Source organism: Idiomarina xiamenensis 10-D-4 (assembly GCF_000299895.1).
GTDB classification, from domain to species: Bacteria; Pseudomonadota; Gammaproteobacteria; order Enterobacterales; family Alteromonadaceae; genus Idiomarina; species Idiomarina xiamenensis.
In genome coordinates this window covers 16,950-43,880 of the sequence record NZ_AMRG01000006.1, presented here as the reverse complement: position 1 = coordinate 43,880, position 26,931 = coordinate 16,950, and the positions used below count along the sequence as shown (strand labels likewise).

Annotated in this window: 22 protein-coding genes; 16 read left to right on the top strand and 6 right to left on the bottom strand. The window is 50.5% G+C overall.

Going from position 1 to position 26,931, the window contains the following annotated elements; all coding sequences use genetic code 11:
* Window positions 1–102 precede the first annotated feature (102 nt).
* Window positions 103–2,073, top strand: a complete 1,971-nt coding sequence (locus A10D4_RS05945; protein ID WP_008488365.1) for a monovalent cation:proton antiporter family protein — start codon at window positions 103–105, stop codon at window positions 2,071–2,073.
* On the opposite strand, the gene A10D4_RS05940 is transcribed toward A10D4_RS05945, so the two are convergent.
* Complete coding sequence (locus A10D4_RS05940) at window positions 2,062–3,228, bottom strand: patatin-like phospholipase family protein (RefSeq protein WP_008488363.1); 1,167 nt, start codon at window positions 3,226–3,228, stop codon at window positions 2,062–2,064. The genes A10D4_RS05945 and A10D4_RS05940 overlap by 12 nt on opposite strands.
* A gap of 238 nt (window positions 3,229–3,466) precedes the next feature.
* Between A10D4_RS05940 and A10D4_RS05935 the strand changes: the two genes are divergently transcribed.
* The 8 genes from A10D4_RS05935 to A10D4_RS05900 all read left to right on the top strand — a co-directional run bounded on the left by A10D4_RS05935 (window position 3,467) and on the right by A10D4_RS05900 (window position 14,574).
* Window positions 3,467–4,693: an efflux RND transporter periplasmic adaptor subunit gene (locus tag A10D4_RS05935; RefSeq protein ID WP_008488361.1), complete on the top strand. Its 1,227-nt coding sequence runs from the start codon at window positions 3,467–3,469 to the stop codon at window positions 4,691–4,693.
* 5 nt (window positions 4,694–4,698) lie between these two features.
* Window positions 4,699–7,872 (top strand): efflux RND transporter permease subunit, encoded by a 3,174-nt coding sequence (locus A10D4_RS05930; protein WP_008488360.1) that lies wholly within the window; start codon window positions 4,699–4,701, stop codon window positions 7,870–7,872.
* A gap of 154 nt (window positions 7,873–8,026) precedes the next feature.
* Window positions 8,027–8,749, top strand: a complete 723-nt coding sequence (locus tag A10D4_RS05925) for a DUF599 domain-containing protein (RefSeq protein WP_008488359.1) — start codon at window positions 8,027–8,029, stop codon at window positions 8,747–8,749.
* 15 nt (window positions 8,750–8,764) lie between these two features.
* Entirely contained in the window at window positions 8,765–9,799 is a 1,035-nt protein-coding gene (astE, locus tag A10D4_RS05920) for a succinylglutamate desuccinylase (protein ID WP_008488358.1), read from the top strand.
* Window positions 9,800–9,976: 177 nt separating this feature from the next.
* Window positions 9,977–11,164, top strand: coding sequence for a thiamine pyrophosphate-dependent dehydrogenase E1 component subunit alpha (locus tag A10D4_RS05915; protein ID WP_008488357.1), 1,188 nt, complete (start codon window positions 9,977–9,979; stop codon window positions 11,162–11,164).
* Entirely contained in the window at window positions 11,164–12,141 is a 978-nt protein-coding gene (locus A10D4_RS05910; protein WP_008488356.1) for an alpha-ketoacid dehydrogenase subunit beta, read from the top strand. Before A10D4_RS05915 ends, A10D4_RS05910 begins: the two co-directional genes overlap by 1 nt.
* A gap of 17 nt (window positions 12,142–12,158) precedes the next feature.
* Complete coding sequence (locus A10D4_RS05905) at window positions 12,159–13,787, top strand: dihydrolipoyllysine-residue acetyltransferase (protein WP_008488355.1); 1,629 nt, start codon at window positions 12,159–12,161, stop codon at window positions 13,785–13,787.
* Between the two features lie 163 nt (window positions 13,788–13,950).
* Window positions 13,951–14,574, top strand: a complete 624-nt coding sequence (locus A10D4_RS05900; RefSeq protein WP_008488354.1) for a hypothetical protein — start codon at window positions 13,951–13,953, stop codon at window positions 14,572–14,574.
* On the opposite strand, the gene A10D4_RS05895 is transcribed toward A10D4_RS05900, so the two are convergent.
* Both A10D4_RS05895 and A10D4_RS05890 read right to left on the bottom strand, forming a co-directional pair.
* Window positions 14,571–15,362 (bottom strand): SDR family oxidoreductase, encoded by a 792-nt coding sequence (locus tag A10D4_RS05895; protein WP_008488353.1) that lies wholly within the window; start codon window positions 15,360–15,362, stop codon window positions 14,571–14,573. The genes A10D4_RS05900 and A10D4_RS05895 overlap by 4 nt on opposite strands.
* 5 nt (window positions 15,363–15,367) lie before the next feature.
* A complete protein-coding gene (locus tag A10D4_RS05890; RefSeq protein WP_008488352.1) occupies window positions 15,368–16,927 on the bottom strand; it encodes an AbgT family transporter in 1,560 nt (519 codons plus the stop codon).
* A gap of 70 nt (window positions 16,928–16,997) precedes the next feature.
* On the opposite strand from A10D4_RS05890, the gene rnhB reads away from it, so the two are divergent.
* Window positions 16,998–17,561 (top strand): ribonuclease HII, encoded by a 564-nt coding sequence (gene rnhB, locus A10D4_RS05885; protein WP_008488350.1) that lies wholly within the window; start codon window positions 16,998–17,000, stop codon window positions 17,559–17,561.
* Here the strand turns inward: rnhB and argE are convergent.
* Window positions 17,550–18,707, bottom strand: coding sequence for an acetylornithine deacetylase (argE, locus tag A10D4_RS05880; RefSeq protein WP_040502642.1), 1,158 nt, complete (start codon window positions 18,705–18,707; stop codon window positions 17,550–17,552). The two genes, rnhB and argE, sit on opposite strands and share 12 nt — an antisense overlap.
* A 198-nt stretch (window positions 18,708–18,905) precedes the next feature.
* Complete coding sequence (locus A10D4_RS05875) at window positions 18,906–19,475, bottom strand: hypothetical protein (RefSeq protein WP_008488348.1); 570 nt, start codon at window positions 19,473–19,475, stop codon at window positions 18,906–18,908.
* A 283-nt stretch (window positions 19,476–19,758) separates the two neighbouring features.
* Between A10D4_RS05875 and A10D4_RS05870 the strand changes: the two genes are divergently transcribed.
* From A10D4_RS05870 to A10D4_RS14065, 3 genes are read left to right on the top strand one after another with little or no spacing between them, the layout of a single operon-like run.
* Window positions 19,759–20,703, top strand: a complete 945-nt coding sequence (locus A10D4_RS05870; protein WP_008488347.1) for an isopenicillin N synthase family dioxygenase — start codon at window positions 19,759–19,761, stop codon at window positions 20,701–20,703.
* A 13-nt stretch (window positions 20,704–20,716) separates the two neighbouring features.
* Window positions 20,717–22,243: a bifunctional metallophosphatase/5'-nucleotidase gene (locus A10D4_RS05865; protein ID WP_051002095.1), complete on the top strand. Its 1,527-nt coding sequence runs from the start codon at window positions 20,717–20,719 to the stop codon at window positions 22,241–22,243.
* Complete coding sequence (locus A10D4_RS14065) at window positions 22,209–22,505, top strand: 5'-nucleotidase C-terminal domain-containing protein (protein WP_192811511.1); 297 nt, start codon at window positions 22,209–22,211, stop codon at window positions 22,503–22,505. The genes A10D4_RS05865 and A10D4_RS14065 overlap by 35 nt, the downstream gene beginning before the upstream one ends.
* Window positions 22,506–22,518: 13 nt before the next feature.
* Here the strand turns inward: A10D4_RS14065 and A10D4_RS05860 are convergent, their stop codons facing one another.
* Window positions 22,519–23,013, bottom strand: a complete 495-nt coding sequence (locus A10D4_RS05860; RefSeq protein ID WP_008488346.1) for a hypothetical protein — start codon at window positions 23,011–23,013, stop codon at window positions 22,519–22,521.
* 292 nt (window positions 23,014–23,305) lie between these two features.
* Between A10D4_RS05860 and A10D4_RS05855 the strand changes: the two genes are divergently transcribed.
* From A10D4_RS05855 to A10D4_RS05845, 3 genes are all read left to right on the top strand, one after another.
* On the top strand, window positions 23,306–24,505 hold the full coding sequence (locus A10D4_RS05855; RefSeq protein ID WP_008488344.1) for a multidrug effflux MFS transporter: 1,200 nt from the start codon (window positions 23,306–23,308) through the stop codon (window positions 24,503–24,505).
* 199 nt (window positions 24,506–24,704) lie between these two features.
* Window positions 24,705–25,391, top strand: coding sequence for a thermostable hemolysin (locus A10D4_RS05850; RefSeq protein WP_008488343.1), 687 nt, complete (start codon window positions 24,705–24,707; stop codon window positions 25,389–25,391).
* A complete protein-coding gene (locus A10D4_RS05845) occupies window positions 25,385–26,914 on the top strand; it encodes an AMP-binding protein (protein ID WP_008488342.1) in 1,530 nt (509 codons plus the stop codon). Before A10D4_RS05850 ends, A10D4_RS05845 begins: the two co-directional genes overlap by 7 nt.
* The last annotated feature ends 17 nt before the right edge of the window (window positions 26,915–26,931 follow it).

Genomic DNA, 26,931 nt, shown 5'->3' with positions numbered 1-26,931 from the left:
TTGAAAGCGAGGAGGACGAATTGCCGATGAAATTTTGACGGTCATCATTTGCCGCTTTAAAAACAACTGTTAAGGTAGCTTTATTATGCGCTTTTGGAGTCTATGTTGAACAGCACTTTTAGCGATTTACTGGTCTTACTTGCTATCGCCGTATTGTTGGTTTGGTGCTTTCGTCGTCTGCACTTACCGGCCATTTTAGCCTATTTGGTCGCGGGTATTATTGCCGGGCCGGATGTCATCGGCATCATTGCCGATCCCGATGCTTTTCATTTTGTCGCTGAACTTGGCGTGGTGTTACTGCTGTTTTCGCTGGGACTAGAGTTTTCATTGGTGAAAATGATCGCCATGCGACGGCTGGTGTTTGGCTTAGGTTCGGCGCAAATGCTGGGTTGTATGCTGCTATTTATGCTGTTGTGTATGCCTTTGGTTGGTGATTGGGGATCAGCTATAGCGATTGCTGGAGCCTTGGCTCTGTCATCGACCGCGGTTGTGATTAAGCAATTAGCCGAAACCGCGCAAATAAATTCGCGTCGTGGCCAGCTATCGGTGGCGATTTTGCTGTTTCAAGATTTAGCCGTGGTGCCACTGTTAATATTAATTCCGCTATTGTCGGCAACCGCTGGCGAGCAGGGTATTGCTTACGCGCTGATGCTGGCGTTGTTAAAAGCAGCAGCAGTGATTGCCATTTTATTAGCGGTTGGCAAGTGGGTTTTACCGCTGGTATTTCGGGAAGTGGCGCGTTTGCGTACCGACGAGCTGTTTGTACTCACCACCTTACTCGTTGCATTGGTTGCAGGCGGACTGACCCACGTATTTGGCTTATCGATGGCGCTGGGGGCTTTTTTAGCTGGCATGATGTTGGGCGAGAGCAAGTACAAGCATCAACTAGAAGCCGATATTCGGCCTTTTCGCGATATTTTAATGGGGCTATTTTTTACCACCATCGGCATGCAGTTAAGTTTGCCTGATTTTTTTGCTCAATTGCATTGGGTCATCCTTGCCTTGTTGGTTATGGCGCTGATTAAGGTCGCGGTTATTTACGCGTTAACACGGATGGGGCATGAACGACCCCGCGACAGTTTAGCGACCGCTTTGTCGTTGTTCCAAATGGGGGAGTTCGGTTTTGTCATTATCGCCCTGGCTTTTAAGCATCAATTACTGAGTGGCCCTCAGGCTTCCTTGATGATCGGTATTGGGGTATTTGGTATGGCGCTGACGCCGTTACTGATTGAGCGTTTGCCGATGATTTTGAATCGCCTGATGCCACATCGAATGGCGAATCAGGCGACAACCGCCAGTGCTGCCAGCGAAGCGCCTGCTATTGACGTTATTATTTGTGGCTTTGGTCGTGTTGGTCAAACCGTAAGCCGCTTTGTCGAAGCCGAGGGCTTGAACTACTTTGCTATCGACCACGATCCGCTGCGTGTGCAAGAAGCGATGGCCGGCGGCGCTCATGTGCTATTTGGCGACGCCAGCAAGCGAGATATTTTAAAGGCGTTGGGCATCGAGCGTGCCAAACGTATTGTGATTTCATTTGCCGATGACGACTATGCGCTGCGTATTATTCGTCTGGCGCGTGAACTGAACGAGGACATTGATATTATTGTTCGTAGTCGCGACGATTTACGGCTGGCGCAATTGCAGCAAGCCGGTGCTTCGCAAGTTGTGCCTGATACTTTGGAAGCGGCACTGATGCTGATTGCGCATATATTAAGCCGTAGTGGAGTTCCCATCCGTCGGGTATTGGCGCGATTAGAGCAAGAACGACGCAATCATTATGGCGATATGCATGGCTTTTTTCCCGGTGAAATGACGGCCATCAATAGCGCCAAGTCGGAATCGCTTAGCCTACTGAAGGCGGTGAGCTTGCCTGATGACGCGTACGCGGTCGGTAAAAGCTTACAGGAGCTAAACTTGCGCCAGTTTATGGTTGAATTACGCTCGCTAAGGCGCCAGGACATCGAGCTAGAGGCGCCGACTCACGATATGTCGTTAGCGGCCGCCGATGTGTTATTGATCAGCGGCACACCGGCAGACCTAGAGGCATGCGAGCGGTATTTGTTAGCGGGTTAATGAGCGTTGCTGGTGCGCGCCGGGTAGCTGTAAAAACTGACGTAAACTATGGCTACGGTCGCGCGCATCACGGTAGCCCATGTCCATCAGTTCGCGACAAAACTCGGCTTCAAATAACAGGTAGCTCATTAAACTCGAATCGGAATCAGCGTTAACCCCAAGCGTTCTTAGTAAGCTACGCACGGCGCGTGGTAAGCGCTCGTAATGGCGTCGCGCGATGGCATTGAAATCGGCACTGGGGTTAATGATCATGGTATCGATGTGACGCAAATCTGGATGCGCAATTTTGTGCTTATCCAAAAAGTCGACGGTATCGTTAACACGTTTCAAGCGCTCAACGTCGGAATTTAGCGTGTCCGCAAAAATGGTATCTAATAAATGTCCGGCTATTTCTGCGGTGCGCGGATGCCGCTGGCGTTGTCGCGGCTTATCTAATTTGGGTTGTTCGACGCCGATAACTAAAATTCGCCGTGCACCTAAATGTACTGCTGGGCTTAACGGTGCTAATTGGTGCACCGAACCGTCGCCGTAATAACGCCGTTGAATGCGTACCGAAGGAAACACCAACGGGATTGCCGCCGATGCCATGAGATATTCGCTGTTGAGTGAGACCCGCTGACCTAGACGTTTAGCTCGGAACCACGGCTCAATATCGTCATTGGCTTGATAGAATGACACCGATTTACCGTCGTCATAACAACTGGCGGTGACCGAAATGGCGCGCAAGTGGCCGCCGTGAATATTGTTATCGATGCGTTTAAAGTCGTACACTTTGTGCAGCAATTGGCGTAATGGTTGATTATTAAGCAAGCTTGAGGGTCCGGAGCTGGCTTGCTCCGATTGCAGAATTCGGGCAAAACGCGTCAATACATGACGCCACACTTGCCAGTAACCGCTTTGATAAACTTGGTCGGTACGAAAGTTTTTCCATACCCATTCCAATTTTTTTACGCCCAAGTGGAAGCACGATGCATAGCAAGCCAATGAGGTTGCATTTACCGCGCCCGCCGAGGTGCCACATAAAATCGGAAAAGGGACGCTGTAATTGCGTGGAACCATATCGGCAATACCACGCAAAACACCAACTTGGTAAGCGGCGCGGGCGCCACCGCCAGTCAGTACCAAAGCGGTATCGGCGTGTTGCGGAAACTTCATTGATCACCTCAAACTTAAGCGCCGAATGACAACGACGGACTGTTATTCATACACTGTTAAGTTCTTGTTATCCTAAATACAGTGGTGTTTGTAACACGAAGTTACAACTTTAGCGGTTAAATAACAATTGCTCACAGATCAACGCTAACGCTTTTACGGTTTTTTTGCCGATAATAGGTTTAGTTAATGTTAACAGGCACCGCTTTGGTTGCTTAAAAAGTCGCAGGAAATCGCTTTTATGCTAAAGAAAAAACGCGTTTGGTTACCCATTCTAATAATTATCTTATCCATCGTGTTGATGGTGGTGTTGTCATCGATGCGCACACCACCCGAACAAGTCAGTGCCGAACGACAAGCGGTATTGGTGGAGGTACAAGAAGTTCAACCCGAGAATGTGCAGTTCAGTGTCAACTCGCAGGGCGAAGTGAAACCCAAGTTTGCTACCGAATTAGTCACCGAGGTTAGCGGTAAAGTGACTAAAATCGCCGAACAATTTGTTGCCGGTGGCGTATTCGCTGAAGGCGACATGTTGATTCAACTGGACCCGTCCGATTATCAAGCCGCGTTGCAGCAAGCCCGCGCCGATTTACTACAAGCACAGAGCAACCTAGCCGAAGAACGCGCTCGCGCGCAAGTGGCGAAAGAGGAATGGGCGGCCATCGAAAGTGGCGAAATTCCAGATTTGGGTTTGCGTAAGCCACAATTGGCTAGCGCGGCAGCGGCGTTGGAGTCTGCCGAAGCTCGCTTGGCCAAGGCTAAACGTGACTTAGAGCGGACCACCATTCGCGCACCCTTTGCCGGTATTTTACGCAGCAAAGCCGTCGACATCGGCCAGTTCTTGGGCGTCGGTTCCAGTGTTGCCGTGCTCTACGGCACCGACGTGGCTGAGATACGCTTGCCCTTGGGTGACCGTGATCTAGCCTACATTGATATGCCCAAAATGAACGTCGACAGCGACCAGCAACCGCTAGTTCAGCTGCAATCAGAAGTCGCCGGTAAGGCGGTACAGTGGCAGGCACGGTTAGTGCGTAGTGAGGGTGTACTGGATTCGTCTAGCCGTGTCATTTATGGCGTTGCCGAAGTACAAGACCCGTATCATTTGAACAACCCGGAAAGCGATACGCCAGCGTTACGGTTTGGTCATTTTGTGCAGGCCGAAGTGGGTGGCAAAATGGCCAATGGAGTGTTTCGCTTACCTCGCTATGCGTTGACCGGTTCAGGTCAAGTCTGGGTAGTGGGTGACGAGCGTGCGCTAGAATTGCGCGACGTGCAGCTGGCGCGGCGCGAGGGTAATACAATATACATCGAAAAAGGCTTACAAGCTGGCGACAAAGTGGTGTTAACCCAACTGGCGAATCCGTTACCGGGAATGAAAGTACGCTTATCCGGTGATCCTGTGCCAGATACTGGCGCCGATAAAGACGATGAAGCTGACAGCAGCGCCTTGACTGCTGCCAAGGAGTAGTCGTTATGCAACAACAAGAAAAAGGTCTAATCGCTTGGTTCGCGCGCAACTCGGTAGCGGCCAACCTGTTGATGATTCTAATTTTGGTCGGTGGCTTAGTCTCGTCGTTTTCGATTCGTAAGCAAATGTTCCCCGATTTCGAGTTCAACATGATCTCGATTCAAGTTCCCTTTCCTGGTGCGGCTCCGCAAGAAGTCGAGCAAGGTGTGGTGATTCGTATCGAAGATGCCATTGAGGATGTGGACGGCATTAAGGAAACCGTATCGACTTCCAACGAAGGGCTTGCCACCATCCAAATTGAAGTGGAACAAGACTACGATCCGCAAGTGGTGCTGGATGAAGTTAAGATGCGGGTCGATGCCATTCCTAGCTTCCCTGAGCAAATTGAAACGCCAAATATTTATCGGGTTAGGCCGCAGCGACAGATTATTTGGATGAGCGTTTACGGCGACTTGTCCGAACGAGAGCGTAAAGAATTAGCGAAAAATGTGCGTGATGAGCTGAAGTCAAAAAGCGGCATTACGCGAGTGGAAGTGGTTGGCGCCCGCGACTACGAGATGTCGATTGAAATCTCACAGCATAACCTTGAGCGCTATGGACTGACGTTTAGTGATGTCGTTAACGCCGTTCGCGGTACGTCGATAGACGTCGCTGGTGGTTCGATTCGTACACCTAATGGCGATATTCTGCTACGTGCTAATAACCAAGCTTATGTTGGCGAAGAATTTGAAAACATTGTCTTGATCAACCGGCCTGATGGTACTCGCTTGACCTTGGGTGAGATTGCCACGGTTAACGATGGCTTTGTCGAAACCGATGCCTATACTCGCTTCGACGGCAAACCGGCGACTTTCATTCGAGTCGATTCGGTAGGTGAACAAAACGATCTGACGATTGCGCAAAAAGTGAAGGATTACGTCGCGGCTAAAAATGAGCAGCTGCCTAGCTCGGTTAAGTTGGCGGCATGGGGAGACAGTTCGTACTATCTGCAAGGCCGCATCGACTTAATGATGAACAACATGATCAGCGGCGGTATTTTGGTGTTCTTGCTGTTGTCGTTGTTCTTACAGTTACGTTTGGCGTTTTGGGTTATGTTAGGTATTCCGGTGTGCTTCTTGGGCACCATTATGCTGATGCCAATGGAGGCCTTTGGTAGCCTGTCGATCAACATGATCTCGTTATTTGGCTTCATTCTGGTGTTGGGGATCGTGGTCGACGATGCCATCGTCATCGGTGAGAGCGCCTATAGCGAAATCGAAGAACACGGTAAGTCTACCGACAATGTCATTCGCGGTGCTAAGAAAGTGGCGATGCCAGCCACCTTTGGGGTACTCACGACGATGGTGGCGTTTGTGCCAATGTTGCTAGTTGATGGCGGCATGAGCGCGTTTTGGAACTCAATTGCGTGGGTGGTCATTCTTTGCTTAGGTTTTTCGCTTATCGAATCTAAGTTAATTTTGCCCGCACACATTGCGCACATGAAGTATTCCAAAAATGACGGTGAAAAAGCCAATGGCTTCCAACGTATCCGCAATCGTTTTGCCGATGGTGTGAAGTATTTTATCGATAATCTTTATCGACCGTTTTTAAAGCGCTGCCTGCACTACCGTTATGCCACCATGGCAACTTTCGTTGGTCTGTTATTTGTGATGGCTGGACTGGTTGCTGGCGGTGCCGTACGTTCGGTGTTCTTTCCAGACCTACCTAGCGACTTTATTCAAGCGACCGTAGAAATGCAGCCGGGCACCAACGAGGCACGTACTATCGAGGCCTTGAGTGCGGTGCAAAAAGCACTCGCTGAGGTTGATCAACAGATTGAGAAAGAAGAGGGCGACGGGGTTCTGCGACATACCAATATATGGCTAGATGGGACCGACAGCGGTGAGGTTTTTGCGGAACTGAAAAAGGGTGAGGACCGACAAATCGATGGTTTCCAAATCGTCAATCGCTGGCGCGAGTTGGTGCCAGAGTTGGCGGCGGTGAAGACCATGAACTTCTCCGGTAGCATGAGCGGTGGGTCTAACTATGATCTCGAGTTTCAGCTTATTGGTGAAGACTTAACCGCACTGTCAGCAGCGGCCGACGACTTGAAACAAGCGTTAGCCAAATACGACGGCGTGTTCGATATCGAAGATACCTTTGGTGAAGGTAAAGAAGAGATCGTGCTTGAATTGAAACCGTTAGCGAACGCCATGGGGATCAACCTCAGTGAATTGGCTTCACAAGTGCGTTACGCGTTTTACGGTGCCGAGGCGCAGCGTATTCAACGTGGCGACGAAGAAGTCAAAGTGATGGTGCGTTACCCAGAAGAACAAAGGCGTTCGGTCGGTAACCTCGAAGAGATGCGTCTGCGCACTGCCGATGGTGCCGAGATCCCGTTTACCGAACTCGCCGATATTGAATTTGGTCGGGGTTACAGCAGCATTAAGCGTATTGACGGCGTGCGCTCGGTCAATGTGCGTGCCCGAGTCGATAAAAGCCGAGTTGAGCCCGGTCGCATTGTGGGCGAAGTTTACAGCAAAACTATCCCCGCCATCGTGGCTAAGCATCCTAGCGTTTCGGCGCAGTTGAGCGGTGCGTCGCAAGACGAGGCGGAAGCGCAAACCTCGTTGGTCTGGGGAGGCTTATTTGCCTTGATCGCGATTTACGCGCTGATGGCGATTCCGTTGCGCTCATACAGCCAACCGCTGATCATCATGTCGGTGATTCCATTTGGTGTCATTGGCGCCATTTTGGGGCACTGGATACTGGGTATTCCGGTCAGTATTTTGAGCTTCTTTGGGATCATCGCGTTAGCGGGGGTGGTGGTTAACGACAGTTTGGTGATGGTGGACTATGTCAACCAAGCTAAAGAACGTGGCGAAGAACTGCGGCGGGCGGTATTAGATGCCGGTTGCAGTCGTTTCCGAGCGATCACCTTAACCTCGTTAACGACTTTCTTTGGGTTACTGCCAATGGTCACCGAAAAAAGCTTACAAGCAAAAATGGTGATACCGATGGCGGTGTCGTTAGGTTTTGGTATTTTATTCGCAACGGTGATCACCTTGGTTCTGGTGCCTTGCCTCTATTTGATTTTGAATGATACCAAACGTGGTGTTAAGCACTTCTTATCTTGGTATGGTTTGGCGAAAAAACCGAAGCAACAGCAAAGTACGGCTAGTATTTTAGAAGACCATTAAGCCGTATTGATCGAAACAGGCCGTTAGCCGGTACTCGGTTAGCGGCCTTTTTTCTGGGTAGCCCATGACAACAGCGTGTCTTCTGTCACATAATGGTCATAACCGTCCCTTACACTGATGCTGTTCGGGTTACCTTTCATTGCCAAGGTTCAGGATGGACAAGCTGATGACCGTACCCTTATTAGATGTGCTTGCGCTGGCGTTTTTTATTATTTGCTGGGTGGGCTATTCGGTGTTTGCTCGTAAGCGGGCTAAGACCACCCATTGCTTGTCGAGTATCTTACGCACCTTACGGGTTGATTGGATGGAAACCCTGATGCAGAAAGAGCATCAAATGGCAGACGCGTCGCTACTGGCTAACATTGAGCGCACGGTAACCTTTTTTGCCTCTTCAACCCTGCTCGTGCTGGCGGGCTTACTCACGGTACTTGCCGCCGGTGACAAAATGGTGTTGTTGTTGGACAACTTACCGTTCACCATTCACACCAGCTTACCGCTGGTGCAAGTCAAATTAGCCTTATTAGCGGGCATTTTTGTCTATGCGTTTTTTAAATTCACTTGGGCCATTCGCCAGTTCGGCTTTGTCGCAGTGTTGATGGGCGCTGCGCCGAGCTACCATTTAGGCGGCAAGAACTTAGAAGAGCGCGAGCATTTTGCCAAGCATGCAGCGAAGGTATTGGACCAATCTGGACACGAATTTAATAATGGCCTGCGTGCTTATTATTTCGCACTGGCTTATTTAAGCTGGTTCGTACACCCATTCTTTTTTATGGCAACCAGTGCCTTAGTCGTGGTGGTGTTGTATCGACGTGAGTATCGTTCGCGCGTCTTGCGCGCGCTACTCTCGATTCATCACTTTACCCCGGGCAAACAATAACCTCAGGAGTCACCTGTGAATTTTGCGGATGCAGATTTTCTTGCTTGGTCTTGTGCGCACCCCGACGGTGTTGCAGACCAGTTTCATCAACGCCTAGATAACGGCACCGAATTACAGCTTTGGGACAGTGGCGTGTTGGTCGCTGAGCCCGCTCAAGCGGGCGACAAGCAGGTGGTGATCTCCTGCGCGGTACACGGTAACGAGACGGCCCCAATTGAATTGCTAAGAGATATGGTCGCCGACGTGCGCAGCGGCAAGCTACAGTTAGCCCATCGAACACTATTTTTGATTGCTAATCCGGCCTCAATTAATGCTGGACGACGTTTTGTCGAAGAGAACATGAACCGCCTGTTTAGTGGCGAACATAGCAATGCACCGGGTATGATTAATCCCGAACGTGAACGGGCGGCGAAGTTGGAACAATATGTTCAACAGTTTTACAGCGCCGCCGAGGCTGATGAAAAAACGCGTTTGCACTACGACTTGCATACCGCGATCCGCGACTCGGCACACGAAAAGTTCGCGGTTTATCCGTTCTTACACGGCAAACCGTACAGCAAAGAGCAGCTTTCATTCTTACGCGATTGCGGTGTGACCACCATCTTGCTGAATCAAGAGCCGACCACCACGTTTTCTTATTTTTCTTCAGCCCATTGTCAGGCGCATGCCTTTACGGTGGAGTTAGGTAAGGTCAAACCTTTCGGCGAAAATGACATGCGCCGTTTTGCCGATGCTGACCGTAGCTTGCGACGTTTACTGAGCGAAAGTGCGCCACAATGGTCGGCGTTTGATAGCGATAAGCATCAAATTTATGAGGTTGCACGTACCATTAATCGCACTCAGCAAGATTTTCGCTTGCACTTTGCCGATGACGTCGCTAACTTCACGCCGTTTCAACAGGGTGAATTGTTGGCGACCGACGGTGATATTGAGTATCGCGTCGAACAGCCGCAAGAGCGCATCATTTTCCCTAATGCTAAGGTAGCCATTGGCCAACGCGCGTTGTTAACGGTGGTAGAAATTCCAGCGCAACGGCTGCAACTGGTCTAACCTTGTCATGAGTGGCTTGCTTGAGTTGGCGCAGCCACTATCATGCGCGTTGCGCTGTCTGTTTGAATTTACAGTACGCGGGGTCGATTTTCGGCCCCGCGTTATTTGCATGTACCTTTACGTAAAGGTAAAGTTACCGCAGTTTCAGTAATGGCTTCATACCGATAAGAGAAGGTTATGGCGAAGGATACAAAACACAATATTGATATCGTCACCGAAGCGTCATTTTTAGACGCCTCTGCACTGACGATCCCGATGCTGCAAATCCTCAAAGAGGATGGTAGCGAGCATAAGGGTGCCAAGTTGCCCGAATTTGATCAGGCGTTAGCCGAAAAAATGTTCGACACCATGCAGTTCATTCGCATTCTGGACGAGCGCATGATTGCCGCTCAACGTCAGGGCCGAATCAGCTTTTATTTAGCGTCATTAGGCGAAGAAGCCGCCAGTATTGGCTCTGCGGCCGCACTGCAAGACGGCGACATGATCATGGGTCAATACCGTGAACAGGGCGCCTTGGCTTATCGCGGCTTTAGCGTCGAACAATTTATGAATCAATTGTTCTCAAACGCCAAAGACTTAGGTAAAGGGCGACAAATGCCGGTGCATTATGGCTGTGCTGAGCTTAACTTTATGACCATATCGTCGCCATTAGGTACCCAAATCCCACAAGCCACTGGCTATGCCTTTGGTCAGAAAATGGATAAAAGCGGTCATTGTACGCTGTGCTACTTTGGTGAAGGCGCGGCTTCTGAGGGCGACTTTCATGCCGCCTTAAATATGGCCTCGGTCTACAAAGTGCCGGTAATTTTCTTCTGTCGTAACAATGGTTATGCCATCTCGACGCCGTCGCAAGGCGAGCAATATGGCGGCGACGGCATTGCGCCGCGTGGTGTTGGCTATGGTTTGAAGACAATCCGTGTTGACGGTAACGACATTTTAGCGGTACTGCGAGCCACACAGTTGGCACGTAAATTAGCGGTTGAAGAAAACGAGCCGGTATTGATTGAAGCCATGTCTTATCGTATGGCGGGCCACTCAACCTCAGACGATCCCACCGGTTATCGTAGCCGTGAAGAAGAAGACGGCTGGCGCAAGAAAGATCCGCTGGCGCGTATGCAGAGTTGGATGATCAATAAAGGTTGGTTAACCGAAGAGCAGGCTGAGAGCAATCTGCAAGAGAAAAAGGCGGCGGTATTGGCGGCACTGAAAAAAGCCGAGAAAGTGCCAGCGCCAAGCATTGATGAATTGATCAACGACGTTTATGACCAGCCCAGCGAGCAATTAAAAGCGCAGTTGGATGAGCTGAAAGCACACATTCGTAAGTATCCGGATGCCTATCCAAAAACGTCGGGGAGTATCGACTAATGGCGAAAATGAATTTATTACAAGCCATCAATAATGCACTCGACATTGCTATGGCTAAAAACGATAAAGTGTACAGTTTTGGTGAAGATACTGGTGGTTTTGGTGGCGTTTTCCGAGCCACCTCTGGTTTGACCGAAAAGTATGGTCGCCAGCGCAATTTTAATACGCCGCTGGTCGAGCAAGGTATCATTGGTTTTGCTAACGGTTTAGCCTCACAAGGTAGTTATGCGGTCGCCGAAATTCAGTTCGGCGATTATATTTTTCCGGCCTTTGACCAAATCGTTAACGAGACGGCAAAATTCCGTTATCGCTCGGGCAACGAGTTTAATGTCGGCGGTTTAACCATCCGCACGCCATACGGTGGCGGTATCGCCGGTGGCCATTATCACTCGCAATCGCCAGAGGCTTACTTTGCGCATACGCCGGGTTTGAAGATCGTAACCCCGCGTAACCCGTATCAAGCTAAAGGTTTATTGCTGAGCGCTATTTTTGATAACAACCCGGTGTTATTCCTAGAGCCGAAGCGCCTCTATCGTGCCTCGACGGGTGATGTGCCCGAGGAAGAGTACACGCTGCCATTGGGCAAAGCCGATGTGGTCAAAGAGGGTAAAGACATTACCTTGTTGGCCTGGGGCGCGCAATGCGAGGTCAATGAGAAAGCGGCGGAAATGGCGGAAAAAGACGGTATTTCTTGTGAAATTATTGATTTACGCAGCATTTTGCCGTGGGATGTTGAAACCGTGGCTAAATCGGTATTAAAAACCGGCCGTTTAGTGATCAGCCAAGAGGCACCGCTGACTAACGGTTTTGCCAGCGAAATTGCGGCGACCATCCAAAAAGAATGCTTCTTATATTTGGAGTCACCGATCGCTCGGGTGACTGGCTTGGATGTGCCATATCCGTTGTGTCATGAAAAGGAATATTTCGTTGACCATCTGAAGGTATACGAAGCCATCAAAGCATCGATGAACTTTTAAGTTAGGGAGCCTATAGCATGAGTAAAGACTTTATCCTCCCTGATATCGGTGAAGGGATTGTTGAGTGTGAAATCGTTGAGTGGCTGGTAGCCGAAGGCGACCGTGTTGAGGAAGATCAGCCGGTGGTCGAGGTGATGACCGACAAGGCGGTGGTCGAAATTCCGGCTAAAGATACCGGTACGGTCACCAAACTTTATTACCAAAAAGGCGACATTGCCAAAGTCCATGAGCCGTTGTTTGCCTTAGCTGCCGACGGCGATGATGACGCCGCTGACCAACAAGCATCATCGGCAGGCGCTGAGCAGGCCGATAGTGAGTCGGCTGCTGCTAGCAACGAGTCTGCTAAACAAACCACCTCAAACAACCGCGGCGGCACCACTGACTTTATCTTGCCGGACATCGGCGAGGGCATTGTCGAGTGTGAAATTGTCGAATGGAAAGTGGCCGAAGGCGATAGCGTGGTCGAAGATCAACCGGTGGTCGAGGTGATGACCGATAAAGCGGTGGTCGAAATTCCAGCCAAAGACGACGGTGTGGTCGCCAAGTTGTATTACCAAAAGGGTGATATCGCGAAAGTGCACGAGCCGTTGTTTGCCTTGTCAGGCGGCACCAGTGCGGCGACCAATAGCGATAACGATAGTGCTCAGGCCCAACAAGCGCAACAACCGCAAGCGAGTGAACAAGCCGAACGCGCAAGCAGTAGTCGTTCGGCATCAACTCGCCAGTCTGGCGCAGTGCGTCCGGGCAAAGCGGTGGCGAGTCCAGCGGTACGTCGTTTAGCACGCGAGATGGATATCGATATCAGCGCCGTGCAGGGCTCGGGTGCCAAGGGTCGTGTGTTAAAAGACGATCTGAAACAGCATCAACAAGCGCCTCAAGCTACCGCCAATGGAACTCAGGCTGCGGCCGCTACTGGTACTCAATCGACCACCCAGAGCGGAGGAACTCGTACCGAGGCGATCCGTGGTGTACGGGCGGCGATGGCTAAGCAAATGGCCGATTCGGTTAGCAGCATTCCGCACTTTACCTACGCCGACGAATTTGACGTGACTGAGTTGATTGCCTTACGCGAGAAGTTGAAGCAACGTTATCAAGAGCAGGGTGTGCGGTTGACGGTGATGCCGTTCTTTATCAAAGCGTTGTCGCTGGCGTTGAAAGAATTCCCAGTGATGAACGCGCAGGTGAACGACGACTGTAGCGAAATTACCTATTTTGACGACCACAACATCGGCATGGCGGTGGATACCAAGATTGGTTTGTTAGTGCCTAACGTTAAACAGGTACAACAAAAATCAATGCTGGATGTCGCTAACGAAGTAACGCGTCTGACGCAAGCGGCACGCGAAGGGAAGATGAGTCAGGCCGATATGAAGGGGGGGACTATTACTATCTCCAATATTGGCGTTATCGGCGGTACGGTGGCGACGCCTATCATTAACAAACCGGAAGCGGCCATCGTGGCGTTGGGTAAAGTGCAAGAGTTACCGCGCTTTGACGCTCAAGGCAACGTTGTTGCACGTAAGATCATGACGGTCAGTTGGTCTGGCGACCACCGTATAATCGACGGTGGCACCATTGCTCGCTTTAACAAACGCTGGCAAGAGTTTCTCGAAGACCCAACCAGTATGTTGGTGGAAATGGTGTAAATCCGCACCATTTAAAACCTCAAAAAGCGCGTCAATCGACGCGCTTTTTTTGTGTGTTACCTATTGTGTGATGAATGCGGCAATTGGTGTTATTAGCAACCTTGTCCGATAACTTGTTATCGCCCATAGTCTTTAGGTTATCAAGTTACATTAGGAAAGTGCGATGAGCCGTCATGCGTATCGATTTTACGGTGTGCTGTTTTTGCTGCTGCTAGTGACCGTCATTGTTCAGTACAGCTTGCCACCGCAGCCAGAGGTTCGGGTTGATAGCCATAAGCAACCGTTTGACGTTGAGTTTGCCGAACCTGTCGATGTGAGTACAAGCAAGGACAGTACTGAGTACGCGACGGTTGATGCTAAACGCATAGAGAAAGAATCAGCGATACCACCGACTTCACTGGAGCTGAACAGCGTTTCCGCATCTAGCATTGATATTAATCGAGCAAACGCTGCACAAATCCACGCCACCATTGATGACTTCAAACAACGTATGGACAATGAGAGCATCGATCAAAGTTGGGCTTATCGTCGACAAACTGAAATTAACGATGTTTTTATTAACGATGAGCGTTTGCGCGACTTGAAACTGAAATCGGTCGACTGTCGCGAGACCTTGTGCCAAATCAATTTATCGAGTCAACCCACTATCGGGCGTTTTACCGCGATGATGCAAGTGCAGCGAGCGTTGGTCGCTGCACCCTGGTATCAGTCGCATATGCGGTCGGCGATCGGCGGCGACAGCGATGCTGATCATGATGGCGATTGGGTGATTTACCTCTCGCGTTAATCCACGGCGCGCTTAGCCATGATGCGTCGCAGCGTGCCGGGCATAAAACGTTGTAATAATGGTGCCAGTTTACTCATACCTTTGGCAATCACCACCTCGTCACGGTTGTGCTGAATAGCGGCGATGATTTGCTTGGCGCAAGCATCGGCACTCATGCCGCTGGCATTATCGCCGTCGGCACGGCCACGCTGTGAGCCATCACCGGTTAACGCATTGTGTGCGACTTGGGTGTTGATAAAACCCGGTAGTATCGAGCTACAGACTACGCCCTGCTGACTGACCTCGGCGCGTAGGCAATCCATAAAGCCGAGCACCGCATATTTAGCTCCGGCATAACCGCTACGTAGCTTGGTACCGACTTTACCCGCGACACTCGATACGGTGACAATGTGGCCCTCACCACGGGCTAACATCTCGGGCAATACCCACTTGGTTAACGCCACCACCGCTAGGTAATCGACTTCCATCAATTGTCGATAAACCGCCAGCTCGGTATCTATCACCCAACTACGCTGTGATACACCGGCGTTATTGATCAAGATATCAATTTGCCCCAATTGCGCTGCTTGAGCGGTGACTAGCGCCTGCTCAGGGTCACTTAAATCTAGCGCTAGCACACGATGCCGTTCGCTATGCGGCAACCGTTGCTGTAGATCGTTTAAGAGTGACTCGCGCCGAGCCGACAAAATCAGTTCGGCACCGGCGGCGGCCAATTGTTCGGCCAAGCTTAAACCGATGCCCGACGAGGCACCGGTTAACCAAATACGTTTTCCTGCGATAGCGGTCATCTTGCCTACCCCACAACTGGATAGCTATAACTGGCTTGAATGCCCAGCGGAATACCCAGTGTCCAATAGACAACCAGAAAAATCGACCAAAGAATGAGCAAACACACCGAATAAGGCAACATCATCGATACCAGCGTGCCGATACCCGTACCTTTCACATAGCGTTGACAATACAGCACGATCAGCGGGAAGTACGGCAATAGCGGGGTGATAATATTGGTGGAGGAATCACCGACACGGTAAGCCGCTTGGGTTAAATCAGGCGAATAACCCAACTGCATTAACATGGGGACAAATATTGGCGCAATTAACGCCCATTTAGCCGACGCGGAGCCGACAAAAAGGTTAATAAAGCCAACCAAAATAATAATACCGACGATAGTTAAACCACCCGATAATTCCCAGCTACGTAGCAAATCAGCTCCTTCAACAGACAGCAGAATACCCAGTTGTGAATCGCCAAATGACTTAATAAACAGCGCGCAGAAGAACGCCATGACCATATAGTAGGCCATGCCTTCCATCGACTCGGTCATCGCTTTGACCACGTCTTTACTGTTGTTAAAGGTGCCTGCCATAAAACCGTGAATAATGCCCGGAATGACAAACAATAAGAAAATTAGCGGTACAATCGAGGCCATTAACGGCGCACTAAAACTGGCCAGTTCGCCGGTTTCCGGGTCAGCCAGTGGCGAGTTCTCGATCAACGCCGCCCAGCTCAGCAGGCCAATGCCAACCACCATAGCTAACACCGAGGTGTAAAATGCCCGGCGGTCACGGCTGGTGACGTCGCCTAGTTCTGGCATATCTTCTTGGTCGCCGTCTAGTTTTGCGCTTTGTAGGCGCGGCTCGATGACCTTATCGGTTAAGAACCAGCCAATGGCAACCACCAAAATGGAAGAAATTGCGGTAAAATAATAATTATTGAGTGGGTTAAGCTGAATTTCTGGGTCATAGAGCTGTGCCGCTGTTTGCGTGAAACCTTGCAATAATGGGTCGATGGCCGACGGCACGAAGTTGGCGCTAAAGCCGCCGGAAACGCCAGCAAAAGCCGCAGCAATACCCGCTAGCGGGTGACGTCCGGCGGCGTAAAATATCACCCCGCCAAGCGGTATCACTAATACGTAACCGGCATCGACAGCGGTATGCGAGACGATGGCCACTAAAATAAGCACCGGCGTCAGTAACATTTTCGGCGTGACGTTCAACATCAACTTGATAGCGACGTTAATGAAGCCGCTTTTTTCGGCCACACCGACACCTAACATCGCTACCAGTACCACGCCCAACGGCGCAAAGCCCATAAAGGTTGGTACGATATTGGCTAAAAAGTCAGCCAGCGCGGTGCCGCTGAGCAAGTTATTAACGACGATAGTGTCGCCGGTTAACGGGTGGGTAGCATCAAATTCGACGCCGGATAAGAAAAAACTGGTGATCCAAACGATGATCAATAAGCCAAAAAACATCATGGCCGGATCGGGGAGTTTATTACCGACTTTTTCAACCTTGTCTAAGAGTCGGTTGAGCAGTGTACGGGGTGCTTGCTGTTGATTAGAGTCTGACATTTAGCATGCTCACTTTATTATCATGTTAACAGCTTGTATCTTATCGAATAAAACAGAGGGCGACAAAAGTATGTTAATTTGCGGTACCGACGAAGCTGGACGTGGTCCTATCGCTGGGCCTGTGGTGGCTGCGGCGGTCATTTTAGATCCCAACAAACCGATTGCTGGCATCACCGACTCAAAAAAATTGTCAGAGAAAAAACGTGCGAGCCTGAGTGAAGCGATTAAAGCCAACGCGTTAGCCTGGGCGATTGCCCAATGCGACGCCGATGAAATCGATCGCATCAATATCTTACAAGCGTCGATGTTAGCGATGCAGCGCGCCGTCGCGGGGTTGCCGATAAAACCCGACAAAGTGCTGGTTGATGGTAACCGCGCGCCAGATTTTGGTATCGCGGCGCAAGCGATAGTGAAAGGTGATTTATTGGAAGATTGTATTGGCGCCGCTTCAATTTTGGCAAAAGTCGAGCGTGATCGGCAAATGTTGGCTTGGCACCAACAGTACCCTGAATACGATTTTGCCCGCCATAAAGCCTACCCCACGGCGGCGCACTTAGCCTTGCTAGCTAATCACGGCCCGTGTCCAATACACCGACGCAGCTTTGCGCCGGTGAAACGGGCTTTAAAAACATAACTGACCGATAATGCGGCCGAGCTTATCTAAGCTTGGCTGGATCTCGTCCAAACGAATAAATTCGTCGGGTTGATGCGCCTGCGCAATCGAACCGGGTCCCATAACAATGGTATGACAGCCCAGCGCTTGCACAAATGGTGCTTCGGTACAGTAATTTGCCGGTTGTGGCGGTGCTCCGCTGATGCTCTCGGCGACGCTTAGCAGCGGACTATCGGCCTGACAGGCATACCCTGGTATAGCGGGGTGTAAATGGTGCAAACTGACGGCGTTGGGGTAGCGCTGGTTAACTGCGGTTAAGCGCTGTTCAAGTAAGCCATACAGGTCGTCCATGGCCATCCCCGGCAGTGGTCGAATATCGATGTGCATCTCACAACAGGCGCAGATACGATTAGCCGCATCACCACCGTGAATATTGCCAAAATTGAGCGTCGGGTAGGGCACTTCGAAATGGTCGTCTTGGTAGCGTTGTTGCAATTGCTGTTGCAGTGTCATCAATTCGCTAATAGCAGCATGCATCACCTCGATCGCATTGACACCAGCGGCTGGATTAGAGCTATGACCACTTTTACCCACTACCCGAATCGCTTCGGTGGCATGACCTTTATGCATGTGCACGGGACACATTGAGGTGGGTTCGCCAATGATAGCGTAATCGGGCTTTAAGTCGGAAAAACGATTGAGCTCGCGAGCGCCTGCCATGGTCGTTTCTTCGTCAGCGGTTGCTAAAATACGCAGTGGTTTTTGTAATTGGCTTAAATCGAATTGTTGAATGGCCTCAATAACAAAGGCAAAAAAGCCCTTCATATCGGCACTGCCCAAGCCGTACAACTTGTTGTCGGCCTCGGTTAACTTAAATGGATCACGTTGCCAGCGGCCTTCGTCCCACGGCACCGTATCGGTATGTCCAGCTAACAGCAAACCGCCTTGTGTTTGCTGATTCGCCGGCAAATAGGTCGCCAACAGGTTATATTTACCACGCTGCGCGTTGAGCTCTTGTAACTCAATGCTAAAACCGAGTTGTTGTAGGCATTGTGCTAACTTCTCAACCACTGCTAAGTTGCTGGTGTCCCAGCCGGGCTCTATACAAGACACCGAAGGAATGGCAATCAGGTCTTTGTATAGCGTCAGAAAATCAAGCTTAGGCATAAACGGCACTCATTCGACAAGTTCCTGAATAGCATAACCGTTCTGACAACGTTGCAACAGCGTTAGCGACAGACAGTTTAGCAATATCTTATGCGCACCGCTGCACGCCAACGCGGCTGCTAACGATGTCCAACGACAATGACAAAGGCGCACAAAAAAGGCCGTCATCCATGACGGCCTTGTTCGACAGTACGTCGATTACCAATTGTACTGAGCGGTTAGCGCTAAGGCGTCGCCAAACTCGCTGTCGTTGGCTTCCACGCCAAACGCTAAAGCTGGTGTGACAAAGGCGCGACCACCTAACTTATACTGGGTGTCGCTACCCGCGCTGGTGTAGTCTACCCAAGAGGCACCGCCGTAAACTTCGAACATACCTAGACGCTTACGCACGTTGGCTTCGGCACCCCAAAAATTCGTGCTATCGCCGTAGTCGACGTGACCTAAACGTACGCCGGCATCAACCACGAAGCCATTTTGTAAAACAAAGTAGCGGCCACCGGTTACGTTAAAGCTGTCGTAGTCGCTGTTCGAATCGATACCGTCGCTATCTAAGTTACGGTAGTAACCAGAGACGAAGTATTGCTGTTGCAGCTCGTAACTACCGTCAATTTTGAAACCGGTATCGGCATCGCGGAAGTCGTCGTTGTCTTCGATGGCAAGACCCGCGTAGGTGTAGTTAGGCAATGGATCGGCGTTTTGCGCCGACGCTAAAGGCGATAACAACACGCCGCTCATTAAGGTCGATAAAATCCAGACTGACTTTTGCATACAACATCCTTTATCAGTTGATTAATGTCAGCGGATTAGAGCCGGGCTCCGGTCTTAACGTTCGCGCCTTTACCAGAACTTTACCCTGTGTGGCTATTCCTGCTCGGCTGGTTTAGCGGTGTCACGGCTTGCGCCAGATCAGCGTCAGGCAACGGTCAACACAGAAAAACTTGTGCTTTTGTGCTTAAATTTTTAGCATAGGCGCCGCACAACTCGCTGAACCTGATTGAGCGAGATTTTTTAGCGACATTTTCGCTTAATCTTATTTTTGGAAGTCAAGCTGATGAAATCTACTCCGCACGTTATCCCGCACGTTGATATGAGCCGCTATCACGACAATTTTGACGCCTTTGTGCAAGACGTCGGTCAGGGTTACGAGCAATATGGCTTTATTGCGTTGACGCAGCACGGTGTGGATAGCGAGCAGATTCATGCTGCATTAGATAGCTGTCGTGAGTTGTTTGCTTTACCTGAAGCCACCAAAAAACAATATCACCAAAGCGGTCAGGGCGGCGCTCGCGGTTACACGCCGTTTGGCACCGAGATAGCCAAAGACGCCAAGCATGTCGATTTAAAAGAGTTTTGGCACGTCGGTCGGGAAGTTGTCGGTGAGCCACCTTACCCGCAGTTGTTGCCGAATATTTGGCCCACCGAAATGCCTGCTTTTAAAACTCAAATGCTGGCGCTGTATAAAACTCTAGATGCGCTGGGGCAGCGGGTATTAGAAGCCATTGCGGTCTATCTAAAGCAGCCACGTGATTATTTTAACGACAAAGTTAATTTGGGTAACTCGATTTTACGTCCGTTGCATTATCCACCGATTGTTGACGAGGGCACGCCTTCGGTGCGCGCCGGTGCGCACGAAGATATTAACGTGCTGACTTTGCTGATTGGTTCGCGTGAACCCGGCTTAGAAGTGTTGGCAAAAGATGGAAGTTGGGTGCCGGTGACGATTATTGAGGGGGCTATCATTTGTAATGTCGGCGATATGCTGCAACGACTGACCAATGGCGTACTGCCGTCGACCACTCATCGTGTGGTTAACCCACCTGCGCCGTTCTCAAGTCAGTCACGTTACTCGATTCCATTCTTTTTGCATTTTAATCCGGATGTGGTTATCGATCCGTTAGCCAGCTGTGTTAGCGCCGACAACCCCAAGCAACATGAGGCGATCACCGCCGATGCATATTTAATGCAGCGGTTACGTGAAATTGGTTTGTTAAAATAAGGGTGTAACGACGATGCACAGCAAAATTCGTACAGTGGCATTACCACTCTTGCTCGCCAGCAGCTTAACGCTGAGCGCATGCAGTCAGCATGCGTCGATGTCGGCGCCAGCGGCGGGCAATGATTTTACGCTGACGATTTTGCATATTAATGACCACCATTCCCATCTGGCTGCAGAGCAGGCGCTGGCGGTGCAAGTTGATGATCAAACTTATACCGTTGAAAGTGGTGGCTTTGCGCGTGTCATCAGCCAGTTTAAAGCGCGTGCTGCGGCGCAGCCACAGGCGTTAAAGCTGCACGCCGGTGATGCCATTACCGGTAGTCTGTATTATACCCTGTATGGCAGTGCGGCCGACGCCAAGATGATGAATCGCATTTGCTTTGACGCTTTCACCATCGGTAACCACGAGTTTGACGATGGCGATGCTGGTTTAAAACAGTTTATCGATGAGTTACATCAGGACGCCTGCCAAACACCGATTTTAGGCGCTAATATCAAACCGCAAGTGGGTGAGTCGGTACTGACTCCCAAGCAGCCTTGGGATAGTTTCCGGCCTTATATCATTAAGCAGATCGATGGCGAGTCGGTAGGCATTATCGGCTTGACCATTGCCAAAAAGACCAAGCACTCGTCACAACCCGACCCGACTACCGAGTTTGCCGACGAAGTGGCAACGGCTAAACGCTACATTGCTGAATTGCAGCAACAACAGGTGGGTAAAATCATTTTGCTGACGCATTACGGTTATACCAATGACTTGGCACTAGCGGCTGAGTTACCGGCGGTAGATGCCATCGTTGGCGGTGATTCACATACCTTACTCGGTGCTTATGATGAGTTTGGTCTGTCGGCGGCTGATGATTACCCGGTACGCTTGCGTAACGCCGATGGTGAATTAGTGTGTGTAGTACAAGCCTATCAATACGCGCAGGTAGTGGGTGAACTAAAACTGAATTTTGTCGGAGACCAGATTGCCAGTTGTGAGGGTAAACCGACCTTTATGCTCGGTGAGCAGCTATCGCAAAATGGGCAAGCGGTCGATGCCGTTACCCAGCAACGGGTATTTGATAAATTACTAGCCAGCGGCCTATTTAGCCAAGTTAAGCCAGATGCCGAGGCACAACAAGCGCTGCAGCAATTAACCGAGCAGGTGCAGCAGATGGCTAATCGGGTAATAGCTGAGGTGCCGCAGCGCATTTGTCGTAAAAGCTTAGAGAATGCCGCCGCTGCTGGTTGTGGACAACCACGCTTTTCTGATGCACACCGGGTGGTTGCCGAAGCCTTTATGGCGGCGGTGCCCGATGCCGACTTCGCTATTCAAAACGGCGGCGGTGTACGCAGCGACATTGCCGCGGGTGAGTTTACCGTGGCGGATGCGTACCGACTTTTACCTTTTGCCAACACCTTATATCGTATTGATATTAGTGGGGCCGAGTTTAAGCAGGCGATGGAGGAAGCATTGAGCTATGCCGTGGCTGCTAATGGTTCGCCTGGCGCTTATCCGCATGGGGCTAATATTCAGGGCGGCCGCCGATGGTGACCGTGTTAGCAATATTCAGGTGTGGGACCAAGATGCCTTGGCTTGGGCGCCAATGCGTGCGCGTCAGCGTTATAGCATGGTGACCAATAGCTTTATCGCTAGCGGTCAAGATGGTTGGCAAATGTTAGGCAAATTGAAAAACACCGGACGCGCAGAAAACACCGGCATCGACTACGCACAGTCGATGATCGACTATGCGCAGGCCGAACAAACATTGCTGCGGCCGAAGCAGTACAGCACCCAGCATTATCAAAGCCAATAGCGGTGACGGCGGGTTAACCGGCAGCGGTTAACCGTGCGTCGTCGCTTTGCTTTAAGTATTCAACTAAATAAGAAGCAAAGCCCAGGCGACCATTATCGTGTAATAACGTCGCTTGCGGTGCATAGCGGTTGCTGGCGCCCTGATAACCGGCACAGCGTGGGCATAACCATGGCAGTTGGTCGGCCTCTAAGTATTCAAAGATTTGTCGCAATGGACTCGACAGCGACAAATAGAACCAGCCATCACAAAAACTCAGTTCGATAAGATCATCTGGCAACGGCCGCGGCCACTGTTGTGCGCTCGGCTGTAGTACAAAACGTCCCGGCGCACTGCGAACCACCCGATGTTGGCGGGCCTGATGGGGTTGTTGGCACTGACAACATTGTTGTGCCACGGTCTGTGGCAGGGGCTCATTGACTGCCCAACGTTGTAAGCGTTGTTGCAGTGAATAACCCTGTTGTTGCAACTTTTGTAAGTGTAGTAAATCGGTTTTGACCAGTTGTAGCATGGCGAACTCCTTGATGATTGTCGTTCGCGCGCGGAATGCGCGCTTTAGCCGTATTTGTATCCCGCCCGCAAGTTGCTGATTAAATCGGCGGCAAAACTGAATATAGCATTAAAGATGTTTAGATGGCTATAGCAAAATTGAATAGCTTATTTAATTTAGTTATCTTGCTAACTAATTGCTGTTGTTCAGGTTTTAGCGTACAATAAGCGGTCTACCTCAATTTATTTAGCGTTGGCTACCGAGCTTTTAGTTCGGTGGGCGGCAAGCTTGTTGTTCAGCATAAGGAGTCGGCATGAAGCATAGCGTATCGGATACCGCACGGTTTGATTTAACCGTCATTATTTTAGCGCTATTGACGGCTTTTGCGCCGTTGTCGATCGACATGTATCTGCCGGTATTTGATGCCATTGCTGCCAGTTACCAAGCACAGACACAGCAGGTCGAGTTGTCTTTAACGGCATTCTTTTTTGGTTTATTTATTGGCCAGTTACTGTATGGCACGGCAACCGATAAATTTGGTCGTAAGCCGCCGCTGTATTTAGGTTTAGTGGTCTACATCATTACCTCGATAGCTTGTGCTTACGCACCCAACTTAACGGTGTTGATCGTGCTGCGCTTTTTACAAGCATTAGGCGCTTGCGCCGGGATTGTTATCGCCCGGGCTATGGTGCGTGACCTGTATAGTCCGCAGGCCTCGGCGCGGGTATTTTCGTTTTTGATCTTAGTCATGGGTGTGGCACCCATTTTGGCGCCATTGTTAGGTGCTTACGTTGCCGCAGTATTGGGTTGGCAGGGCATCTTTGTGGTGGTGGCGGTGCTTGGCGTGGGTTGTTTAGCAACCGTGCACTTTGTCTTACCAGAGACGCGAGCGCGTAACTACGATGTCCGCATGCGCAATAGCTTGCCAACTTATTGGCAAATCCTGAAAGATCCCAGCTTTTTACGCTTCTCGTTAACCGGCGGCATCGCGCAAGCGGGTTTATTTGCTTACATCACCGCTTCGCCGAATCTATTTTTAGAATATTTTAAACTCAGTTCAGAACACTATAGCTGGCTATTTGGTATCAACGCGGTGGGTATTATTGGCTTTTCGCAAATTAATGGCTGGTTAGTGACTCGTTACAGCCCACGCAAAATTTTAAATGTATCGTTACCGATGTTGGCATTGATTTCTGTTTTGGCGTTATGGGTAGCGGCAATGGACGCGGGTTTTTGGGTCATCTTAGTACCGCTATTTTTATATATTGCTAACTTAGGTTTGGTGTTTCCAAATGCCATGGCTGGCGCGTTAGCTGAGCAGGCGCAGCGAGCCGGCTCGGCCTCGGCGGTAACGGGTAGCTTACAGTTTCTGATAGCAGGTATTGTCTCGGCGTTGGTCAATCACTTAGGTGACCTGCATCATTACGCCATGCTGTTCGCTATTGGTGGTTGTGGTTTGGTGGCGGTGCTGTGCTACAGTTTAATGCGTAAACCGGAACCGGCTATTGCTTAACTCGCATTAATTTAAAATTCAGATTTATCAAAATCTTAAAGCCCGCGCTGAATTTTTAGTGCGGGTTTTTTAATCAATTTTAACCCTTTATGGAACTTTTAATGGAATTCACAATATTGATTCCTTAATAAACTATTAAGCTTTCCTTAAGTATTACCCCTTAAATTGTCATCATCGAGTGGACAAAGAGGTCGTCCTGATGACAAACGTAGTACTGACTGTTCCTAACTACGCGCCATTAACCGCGCACATCATTGAACCTGATCATGCCGAACGGCAATCGGTCGAGCAATTTATTTGCCAGCGTTACTGGATGAAGTTTAACGCGTGTTTGCATGAATTACCTCGGCGCATATTGGTTGTAAGAGATCAGCAACGTCAGTTAATTGCTGCTTGCGCGATTCAATATGCCGATGAACGTCCGTTGTTCAGCGAATGTTATTTGCCCAACACCATTCAAGATACGCTAGCCGCACACGGTATTGTTGCACAACGACAGCAATTGGCAGAAGTCGGCTCCATGGCTTGTTTGCGTCCGCGTGACCTTGCACCGTTAGTGAGTGCTATCGTGTGTTATTTAACGCAGCAACAAAAGCAAGCGTTGATCTTTACTGCCACCGCTCCTTTACGTCGCTTTCTTAAGCATTTACAGCTACCGCTGCAGCGCCTCGCTGACGCCTCAGCCGATGCATTGTCCGGCGATAGCGTGGCGCGTTGGGGTGATTATTACCAAAGTCAGCCGCAAGTCATGGCCGGTCGTCTGTGCGATGGACACTTCTTGTTAGGCAAGGTGTCTGACCGAATGTCACAGCCGGACGACCGCCATCAGGACGAACAGGTCATCAGTGGTCATGCTAGTGGACATTGGGAGTCAGTCGCATGCTAACGCAATTATTGCACGACCGCTTGCGTACTTGGGCGCGCTCTAAACCCTCACAAATAGCGCTGCGTGATAGTCAGCAACAGCTTAGCTATCAGGCCTTATGGGAGCTGCTGAGTCAGCTTGCCGAGCGTTTTAACCAAGAGCCGCGCTATCGGCTTGGCTTGCTGGCCAGTAATAGCGTGCAGTGGGTGCTGATCGATTTGGCGGCGACCATGGCGGGTCGCACCGTGGTGCCTATTCCCAGCTTTTTTACCGTAGCGCAGCAGCAAGCGCTGATGCAGGACGCCGATATCGACCTATTGATCACTGATGTGGCGTCTGTCGACCTATTGTTGAATGAACAATGGCCAACTGCTCAGCGTTGGTCCAACCTGCCCGGTTTTCAGGTTTATCGGCGCGATTACCCGAGTATCGCTAGTGCGGCTGCCAAAATCACCTATACGTCGGGTAGTAGTGCGGCGCCAAAAGGCGTTTGCCTGGCTGATGCGCAATTGCAGCGAGTACTGGTCAGTATTGCCAGCATAGTGCCTAGCCAGTTAGCCCAGCGTCATTTAGTCACCATGCCACTGGCGGTGTTATTAGAAAATATTGCCGGTGTTTGGTTAGCGCTGTATTTGGGTGCCGAGGTGGTGCTGCCGAGTCAGGCTGAATTGGGATTGCAGGGGTCGTCACAGCTGAATCTGCAACAGTTTATCGGTTGTTTACGGCAGCATCGGCCAGAAAGCCTAATTTGTACACCACAAATCGCACAAGTCTTGATAGCTGCAACCGCGCAACAACAGTTGCAAGCCAGCGATTTTCGCTTTATTGCCGTCGGCGGTGCCGCCATTGCGACGCATTTATTGCAACAGGCGCAAGCCCTTGGTCTACCGCTTTATCAAGGCTACGGATTGTCCGAGTGTGCGTCGGTAGTGGCATTGAACGCACCGGGGCAGTCGCGCTTGGGCAGTGTAGGACGGCCGTTGCCGCACTGTCAGGTGCGCATTGATGATGAGGGCCAAATCTGGGTCAGCGGGAACGTGATGCAAGGCTACCTCAATCAGCCTGTTGCGCCGGAGTGGTGGTCAACCGGTGATTTGGGTCGTTTGGACGATGATGGCTACCTATATGTACAAGGCCGCTGCTCAAGTTTATTGATCACCGGCTATGGTCGCAATGTATCGCCAGAATGGATCGAAAGCGAAGCGGCTAGCTTTCAACAGTGGCGACAACTATTGGTCGCTGGCGATGGACAGGTGGGCCTGATGGCGCTGATCACGCCGGCGGCGGGTGCCAGCGAGGTTGATATTGAGCAGGCGTTAGCGCTACTCAATCGGCGTTTACCCGATTATGCGCGGCTAATCGGTTGGCTGGCAACGGCCGAGCCTTTTACCTTGGAGAACGGTTTACTGACCAGTAACGGGCGTATTCGCCGCAAAGCAATTTTACAGCAGTATCAGCCGGTTATTGACGATTTTTATCAACGCTTGAGTGATTCACAAGGCGCTCTGAGTAGCCGCCTTGATGAAGCCTCGTTGTCGCGTTAATCCTGTAAGGAGTGTGG

Coding starts and splice junctions, on each gene's coding strand:
- A10D4_RS05855 (WP_008488344.1), top strand. CDS start 23,306: ATGAAGCATAGCGTATCGGATACCGCACGGTTTGATTTAACCGTCATT.
- A10D4_RS05905 (WP_008488355.1), top strand. CDS start 12,159: ATGAGTAAAGACTTTATCCTCCCTGATATCGGTGAAGGGATTGTTGAG.
- A10D4_RS05915 (WP_008488357.1), top strand. CDS start 9,977: ATGGCGAAGGATACAAAACACAATATTGATATCGTCACCGAAGCGTCA.
- A10D4_RS05865 (WP_051002095.1), top strand. CDS start 20,717: ATGCACAGCAAAATTCGTACAGTGGCATTACCACTCTTGCTCGCCAGC.
- A10D4_RS05925 (WP_008488359.1), top strand. CDS start 8,027: ATGGACAAGCTGATGACCGTACCCTTATTAGATGTGCTTGCGCTGGCG.
- A10D4_RS05900 (WP_008488354.1), top strand. CDS start 13,951: ATGAGCCGTCATGCGTATCGATTTTACGGTGTGCTGTTTTTGCTGCTG.
- A10D4_RS05910 (WP_008488356.1), top strand. CDS start 11,164: ATGGCGAAAATGAATTTATTACAAGCCATCAATAATGCACTCGACATT.
- A10D4_RS05895 (WP_008488353.1), bottom strand. CDS start 15,362: ATGACCGCTATCGCAGGAAAACGTATTTGGTTAACCGGTGCCTCGTCG.
- A10D4_RS05945 (WP_008488365.1), top strand. CDS start 103: ATGTTGAACAGCACTTTTAGCGATTTACTGGTCTTACTTGCTATCGCC.
- A10D4_RS05890 (WP_008488352.1), bottom strand. CDS start 16,927: ATGTCAGACTCTAATCAACAGCAAGCACCCCGTACACTGCTCAACCGA.
- A10D4_RS05845 (WP_008488342.1), top strand. CDS start 25,385: ATGCTAACGCAATTATTGCACGACCGCTTGCGTACTTGGGCGCGCTCT.
- rnhB (WP_008488350.1), top strand. CDS start 16,998: ATGTTAATTTGCGGTACCGACGAAGCTGGACGTGGTCCTATCGCTGGG.
- A10D4_RS05875 (WP_008488348.1), bottom strand. CDS start 19,475: ATGCAAAAGTCAGTCTGGATTTTATCGACCTTAATGAGCGGCGTGTTG.
- A10D4_RS05850 (WP_008488343.1), top strand. CDS start 24,705: ATGACAAACGTAGTACTGACTGTTCCTAACTACGCGCCATTAACCGCG.
- A10D4_RS05940 (WP_008488363.1), bottom strand. CDS start 3,228: ATGAAGTTTCCGCAACACGCCGATACCGCTTTGGTACTGACTGGCGGT.
- A10D4_RS05930 (WP_008488360.1), top strand. CDS start 4,699: ATGCAACAACAAGAAAAAGGTCTAATCGCTTGGTTCGCGCGCAACTCG.
- A10D4_RS05935 (WP_008488361.1), top strand. CDS start 3,467: ATGCTAAAGAAAAAACGCGTTTGGTTACCCATTCTAATAATTATCTTA.
- A10D4_RS14065 (WP_192811511.1), top strand. CDS start 22,209: ATGGGGCTAATATTCAGGGCGGCCGCCGATGGTGACCGTGTTAGCAAT.
- A10D4_RS05870 (WP_008488347.1), top strand. CDS start 19,759: ATGAAATCTACTCCGCACGTTATCCCGCACGTTGATATGAGCCGCTAT.
- argE (WP_040502642.1), bottom strand. CDS start 18,707: ATGCCTAAGCTTGATTTTCTGACGCTATACAAAGACCTGATTGCCATT.
- A10D4_RS05860 (WP_008488346.1), bottom strand. CDS start 23,013: ATGCTACAACTGGTCAAAACCGATTTACTACACTTACAAAAGTTGCAA.